Raw genomic sequence first — 7,534 nt, 5'->3', positions numbered from 1 at the left:
ACGCCTGGGCGGGCAGGCGCAGGTGCCCGGTGTGGCGGGTGTGTGGCGGGACCTGACGGACTCGGTGAACGGCATGGCCGGGAACCTGACGGCCCAGGTGCGCAACATCGCGCAGGTCGCGACCGCGGTGGCCCGGGGTGACCTCTCCCAGAAGATCACCGTGGACGCGCGCGGGGAGATCCTGGAGCTGAAGAACACCCTCAACACCATGGTCGACCAGCTCTCCTCGTTCGCCGAGGAGGTCACCAGGGTGGCCCGTGAGGTGGGCACGGAGGGCATCCTGGGCGGTCAGGCCGAGGTGCAGGGGGTCTCCGGCACCTGGAAGGACCTCACCCAGTCGGTGAACTTCATGGCGAACAACCTGACCATCCAGGTGCGCAACATCGCCGAGGTCACGACCGCCGTCGCCAAGGGCGACCTGTCCAAGAAGATCACCGTCGACGCCAAGGGCGAGATCCTCGAACTCGTCACCACCGTCAACACGATGGTCGACCAGCTGTCCTCCTTCGCCGAGCAGGTGACCCGGGTGGCCCGCGAGGTGGGCACCGAGGGCATTCTGGGCGGCCAGGCGCACGTGCCGGGTGTGGTCGGCATCTGGAAGGACCTCAGCGACAACGTCAACCTGATGGCCAAGAACCTGACCATGCAGGTGCGGAACATCTCCCAGGTGGCGGCGGCCGTCGCCAACGGCGATCTGACGCGGACGGTGACGATCGAGGCGCGCGGTGAGGTCGCGCAGCTCGCGGACACCTTCAACACCATGGTGAAGACGCTCAGTTCGTTCGCCGACCAGGTCACCAAGGTGGCCCGCGAGGTGGGCACCGACGGGCATCCTGGGCGGTCAGGCCGGGTGCCGGGCGTGGCGGGCACCTGGAAGGACCTCACCGAGTCGGTGAACCAGATGGCGTCCAACCTGACCGGTCAGGTGCGCAACATCGCCATGGTCACCACCGCCATCGCCAAGGGCGATCTGACCAAGAAGATCGACATCGAGGCGCGCGGCGAGATCCTGGAGCTGAAAACGACCATCAACACGATGGTCGACCAGCTGTCCTCGTTCGCCGAGGAGGTCACCCGCGTGGCCCGCGAGGTGGGCACCGAGGGGCAGCTCGGCGGCCAGGCACGCGTGCGTGACGTGGACGGCACGTGGCGGGACCTGACCGAGTCGGTGAACGAGATGGCCGGGAACCTGACCCGGCAGGTGCGCGCCATCGCGCGCGTGGCGACCGCGGTGACCCGCGGCGACCTGAACCTGAAGATCGACGTCGACGCCTCCGGCGAGATCCAGGAGCTCCAGGACTACATCAACAAGATGATCGCCAACCTGCGCGACACCACCATCGCCAACAAGGAGCAGGACTGGCTCAAGGGCAACCTCGCCCGGATCTCCGCGCTGATGCAGGGCCGCCGGGACCTCCAGGACGTGGCCTCGCTGATCATGAGCGAGCTGACGCCGGTGGTCTCCGCGCAGCACGGCGCGTTCTTCCTGGCGATGCCCGACTCCGGGCAGAACGGCGAGGACCAGTACGAGCTGCGGATGCTCGGCTCGTACGGGTACTCGATGGGCTCCATGCCGACCTCGTTCCGGCCGGGCGAGGCGCTGGTCGGGACGGCGGCGCAGGAGAAGCGCACGATCCTGGTGGAGAAGGCGCCCAGCGGCTATCTGAAGGTCTCCTCCGGGCTGGGCGAGGCCCCGCCCGCGCAGGTCATCGTGTTGCCGGTGCTGTTCGAGGGCAAGGTGCTCGGCGTGATCGAGCTGGCCTCCTTCACGCCGTTCACGCAGATCCAGAAGGACTTCCTGAACCAGATCGCGGAGATGATCGCGACCAGCGTCAACACCATCTCCGTCAACACCAAGACCGAGCAGCTGCTGAAGCAGTCGCAGGAGCTGACCGAGCAACTCCAGGAGCGGTCGGCGGAGTTGGAGAACCGGCAGAAGGCCCTCCAGGCGTCCAACGCCGAACTGGAGGAGAAGGCCGAGCTGCTGGCCCAGCAGAACCGTGACATCGAGGTGAAGAACACCGAGATCGAGGAAGCGCGGCAGGTCCTGGAGGAGCGCGCCGAGCAGCTCGCGGTGTCGATGCGCTACAAGAGCGAGTTCCTCGCCAACATGTCGCACGAGCTGCGCACCCCGCTCAACTCGCTGCTGATCCTCGCCAAGTTGCTCGCCGACAACGCCGAGGGGAATCTCTCCCCGAAGCAGGTCGAGTTCGCCGAGACCATCCACGGGGCCGGTTCCGACCTGCTCCAGCTGATCAACGACATCCTCGACCTGTCCAAGGTCGAGGCGGGCAAGATGGACGTCTCCCCGACCCGGATCGCGCTGGTCCAGCTCGTCGACTACGTCGAGGCCACCTTCCGGCCGCTCACCGCGGAGAAGGGCCTGGACCTGTCCGTGCGGGTCTCCCCGGAGCTGCCCGCCACCCTGCACACCGACGAGCAGCGGCTGCTGCAGGTGCTGCGCAACCTGCTGTCCAACGCGGTGAAGTTCACCGACTCCGGCTCGGTGGAGCTGGTGATCCGGCCGGCCGGGGCGGATGTGCCGGCGGCGATCCGGGAGCAGCTGCTGGAGACCGGTTCGCTGCGCGACCCGGACGCCGAGCTGATCGCCTTCTCGGTGACCGACACCGGCATCGGTATCGCCGCCAGCAAGATGCGGGTGATCTTCGAGGCGTTCAAGCAGGCCGACGGCACCACCAGCCGCAAGTACGGCGGCACCGGCCTCGGGCTGTCGATCTCCCGGGAGATCGCCCAGCTGCTTGGCGGCGAGATCCACGCGCAGAGCGAACCGGGGCGCGGCTCCACCTTCACGCTGTACCTGCCGCTGCACCCCAGCGAGCTGCCGCCGCAGGGCTACCAGCAGGCGATGCCGTCCCTGGACGTCGACGACCTGGTGTCCTCGGCCCACGAGTTGTCGGACGTGGAGATCGAGACGCCGGCCGAGGTGAAGTCGTATCAGGAGACCCAGAACGGCGCCGCCGCGCTCTTCCGGCGCCGCCGCCGGGGACCCGGGGGCGAGACGGAGCAGCGGGCCGCGCAGCAGGACTGGTCGGCCGCCGAGCACGAGCCGGTGGCGCAGGTGCGCCGGGGCATCCGGTTCGGCGGGGAGAAGGTGCTCATCGTCGACGACGACATCCGTAACGTCTTCGCGCTGACCAGCGTCCTGGAGCAGCACGGGCTGTCGGTGCTGTACGCGGAGAACGGCCGGGAGGGCATCGAGGTGCTGGAGCAGCACGACGACGTGGCGGTCGTGCTGATGGACATCATGATGCCCGAGATGGACGGGTACGCGACGACCACGGCGATCCGCCGGATGCCGCAGTTCGCGGGCCTGCCGATCATCGCGCTGACCGCCAAGGCGATGAAGGGCGACCGGGAGAAGGCGATCGAGTCGGGCGCCTCCGACTACGTCACCAAGCCGGTCGACCCCGATCACCTGCTGTCGGTGATGCAGCAGTGGATGCGGGCCGAGTGACGGGAACGGTCGGGGCCGGTACGGGGTTCGTACCGGCCCGGTGTACGCACTGGGCCGGGACCGGTCGGGAACCTACCGTGTTCGCACGGAGTTGCTGACGCACTGTGCTCGAATCCGTGTAGAAGTGCGGGATTCGGGGAACCTTCTGGTCTCCCACCGCGTTTCTGCTACGTGCACAGTGACATCGCGGTGACAGGGTGTGGCGACAGGCGGGGTGCGGCTACCATGACCGGCACGAGGACGGGCGACGCAAGGGAGTCGTCCGCTGGGACGGCACCCGCCGGTGCCTACCCAAGTCCTGCGGACAGGGGAGGCCCCATGCCGGGGCGAGGAGGGCGGGCCATGGTGCAGAAGGCCAAGATCCTCCTGGTCGATGACCGGCCGGAGAATCTGCTGGCGCTGGAGGCGATCCTCTCTGCGCTCGATCAGACCCTGGTCCGGGCATCGTCCGGGGAGGAAGCGCTCAAAGCGCTGCTCACGGACGACTTCGCGGTCATCCTGCTGGATGTCCAGATGCCGGGTATGGACGGCTTCGAGACGGCCGCGCACATCAAGCGCCGGGAGCGGACCCGCGACATCCCGATCATCTTCCTCACCGCGATCAACCACGGGCCTCACCACACCTTCCGCGGGTACGCCGCGGGCGCGGTCGACTACATCTCCAAGCCGTTCGACCCGTGGGTGCTGCGGGCGAAGGTCTCCGTGTTCGTCGAGCTGTACATGAAGAACTGCCAGCTCAGGGAGCAGGCGGCGCTGCTGCGGCTGCAGTTGGAGGGTGGCGGCGGGCGGGCCGCGGGCGGCGACAACAAGGAGCCCGCGGGGCTGCTCGCCGAACTGTCGGCGCGGCTCGCGGCGGTCGAGGAGCAGGCCGAGGCGCTGTCGAAACAGCTCGACGACGACTCGGCGGACGCGGCGGCGGTGGCCACGGCCGCCCATCTGGAGCGCAAACTCACCGGACTGCGGCGCGCGCTGGACGCGTTGGAGCCCGGCGCCGGGGAACACCTCCTCGGTTCCCTCGCAGAACTGACCTCGCGGCGGGGCGTGTTGGAGGCGCCGCCCCGATGAGCGGGCGTCAGTTCATTGCTGTCGTAACGGCGACACGAACGGGTGAAGCAGTGGGCACACGTGTCCGCTGTCGCCTCCACCGGTAACCTCACACCTATGGCCTCACGTCCCTCCGCAGCCAAGAAGCAGCCCGCGAAGAAGGCTGCCGCTCCCGCGAAGGGTCCGGCGAAGAAGGCCGCCGCGAAAAAGGCGCCGGCGAAGAAGGCGCCCGCCAAGAAGGCCGCGGCGAAGAAGCCCGCACCCAAGCCGGCCCCCAACCCCACCGGGGGCGTCTATCGGCTCGTGCGCGCCGTCTGGCTCGGGCTGGCGCACGCCGTCGGCGCGGTGTTCCGCGGGATAGGGCAGGGCGCGAAGAACCTCGACCCGGCCCACCGCAAGGACGGCGTCGCGCTGCTGCTGCTCGGCCTGGCGCTGATCGTCGCCGCGGGTACCTGGTCCAACCTGCGCGGCCCGGTCGGCGACCTCGTCGAGATGCTGGTGACCGGCGCCTTCGGGCGGCTCGACCTGCTGGTGCCGATCCTGCTCGCGGTGATCGCCGTACGGTTCATCCGGCACCCGGAGAAGCCGGAGGCCAACGGACGGATCGTGATCGGCCTGTCGGCGCTCGTCATCGGCGTCCTCGGCCAGGTGCACATCGGCTGCGGCTCGCCCGCGCGCAGCGACGGCATGCAGGCCATAAGGGACGCCGGCGGTCTCATCGGCTGGAGCGCGGCGACTCCGCTGACCGCGACGATGGGCGAGGTGCTCGCCGTACCGCTGCTGGTGCTGCTCACCGTGTTCGGGCTGCTGGTCGTCACCGCCACGCCGGTCAACGCCATTCCGCAGCGGCTGCGGCAGCTCGGGGTGCGGCTCGGCGTCCTGCACGACCCGGAAGCCGTCGAGTACAGCGAGGACGACGAGCGCTACGACGAGCAGTGGCGCGAGGCGCTGCCCGCGCGGGGACGGCGCCGCGGCGGTTCCGCGCCCGAGGCGTACGACCCCGACAGCGCGGAGCAGGAGGCCCTGTCGCGGCGCCGGGGACGCCCGAGGCGCTCCGCGGTGCCCCAGCCCGACATGAGCCGCCCCATGGACGCGGTGGACGTCGCCGCGGCCGCCGCTGCCGCCCTCGACGGCGCGGTGCTGCACGGCATGCCGCCCTCGCCGGTCGTCGCGGACCTGACCCAGGGCGTGAGCGTCGGCGACCGCGAGGAGACCACGCCGGTTCCCACGCCCGTACCGGCCGCGCGGCCCCGGCAGGGCAAGGCCCGCCAGGAGAAGCTGAAGGTCGAGGTCGCCGACCTCACCAAGCCCGCGCCCGAGGCCCCCGCCGATCTGCCGGCCCGTGCCGAGCAGCTCCAGCTCTCCGGCGACATCACCTACGCGCTGCCCTCCCTGGACCTCCTCACGCGCGGCGGGCCCGGCAAGGCGCGCAGCGCCGCCAACGACGCGGTCGTGGCCTCCCTGACCAATGTGTTCAGCGAGTTCAAGGTGGACGCCGCCGTCACCGGCTTCACCCGCGGGCCGACGGTCACCCGCTACGAGGTGGAGCTGGGCCCGGCCGTGAAGGTCGAGCGGATCACCGCGCTGACCAAGAACATCGCGTACGCCGTGGCCAGTCCCGACGTACGGATCATCTCGCCGATCCCCGGCAAGTCGGCCGTGGGCATCGAGATCCCCAATACCGACCGGGAGATGGTCAACCTCGGTGACGTGCTGCGCCTCGCCGCGGCGGCCGAGGACGACCACCCGATGCTGGTGGCGCTCGGCAAGGACGTCGAGGGCGGCTATGTGATGGCCAACCTCGCGAAGATGCCGCACGTCCTGGTCGCCGGCGCCACCGGGTCCGGCAAGTCGTCCTGCATCAACTGCCTGATCACCTCGATCATGGTGCGGGCCACCCCCGAGGACGTCCGGATGGTCCTCGTCGACCCCAAGCGCGTGGAGCTGACCGCCTACGAGGGCATCCCGCACCTGATCACGCCGATCATCACCAACCCCAAGCGGGCCGCCGAGGCGCTGCAGTGGGTCGTACGCGAGATGGACCTCAGGTACGACGACCTGGCGGCGTACGGCTTCCGGCACATCGACGACTTCAACCAGGCCATACGGGACGGCAAGGTCAAGCCGCCCGAGGGCAGCGAACGGGAGCTGCAGCCGTATCCGTACCTGCTGGTGATCGTCGACGAGCTGGCCGACCTGATGATGGTCGCGCCGCGCGACGTCGAGGACGCCATCGTGCGCATCACGCAGCTGGCGCGCGCGGCCGGTATCCATCTGGTGCTCGCCACCCAGCGGCCGTCGGTGGATGTGGTCACCGGTCTGATCAAGGCGAACGTGCCCTCCCGGCTGGCCTTCGCCACGTCCTCGCTCGCCGACTCGCGGGTCATCCTCGACCAGCCCGGCGCGGAGAAGCTCATCGGCAAGGGCGACGGACTGTTCCTGCCGATGGGCGCCAACAAGCCCGTCCGTATGCAGGGCGCCTTCGTGACCGAGGAGGAGGTCGCGGCGGTCGTCCAGCACTGCAAGGACCAGATGGCGCCGGTCTTCCGGGACGACGTCGTCGTCGGGACCAAGCAGAAGAAGGAGATCGACGAGGACATCGGCGACGACCTGGATCTGCTGTGCCAGGCGGCCGAGCTGGTCGTCTCCACCCAGTTCGGCTCGACGTCCATGCTCCAGCGCAAGCTGCGCGTGGGCTTCGCCAAGGCCGGGCGGCTGATGGACCTGATGGAGTCGCGGAACATCGTCGGGCCAAGCGAGGGCTCCAAGGCGCGTGACGTTCTTGTGAAACCTGACGAGCTGGACGGCGTGCTGGCGCAGATCCGCGGGGAGGCTTGAGAGAAACCCCGCGCGGGACGGGCCCCGATACGCGTTCGTGACTCACCCGTAAGGGATCCTTGAGCAACCGTTTCCCTGTGCCGTACGTCAAGTTGAGGGAAGCGGAAAGCTTCCGCCCCGCCATCGGTGTGTCCGGCCATACCGATGGCGTACAAAGTCCCACCGCCCGGTTGCCCC

2 protein-coding genes and 1 pseudogene are annotated in these 7,534 nt (G+C 69.3%); all 3 read left to right on the top strand.

Annotated elements, in window-relative coordinates; translation table 11 throughout:
• Positions 1–3,475 (top strand): HAMP domain-containing protein (locus GA0115233_RS14220; protein WP_141689510.1); only part of this gene is annotated, 3,475 nt, incomplete at its 5' end.
• A gap of 342 nt (positions 3,476–3,817) precedes the next feature.
• Positions 3,818–4,502 (top strand): annotated as a pseudogene (locus GA0115233_RS14215) (two-component system response regulator).
• Positions 4,503–4,636: 134 nt separating this feature from the next.
• Positions 4,637–7,357 (top strand): DNA translocase FtsK, encoded by a 2,721-nt coding sequence (locus GA0115233_RS14210; protein WP_093720549.1) that lies wholly within the window; start codon positions 4,637–4,639, stop codon positions 7,355–7,357.
• Positions 7,358–7,534 lie beyond the last annotated feature (177 nt).

It is taken from the genome of Streptomyces sp. DI166 (assembly GCF_900091315.1).
In the GTDB taxonomy this organism is placed as follows: domain Bacteria; phylum Actinomycetota; class Actinomycetes; order Streptomycetales; family Streptomycetaceae; genus Streptomyces; species Streptomyces fuscus.
Note: the sequence above shows the minus strand (reverse complement) of the source record. Positions and strands in the feature narration are given on the sequence as shown.

Excerpts from the sequence above, each read along its gene's own strand:
- GA0115233_RS14210 (WP_093720549.1), top strand. The coding sequence starts at position 4,637 with ATGGCCTCACGTCCCTCCGCAGCCAAGAAGCAGCCCGCGAAGAAGGCT.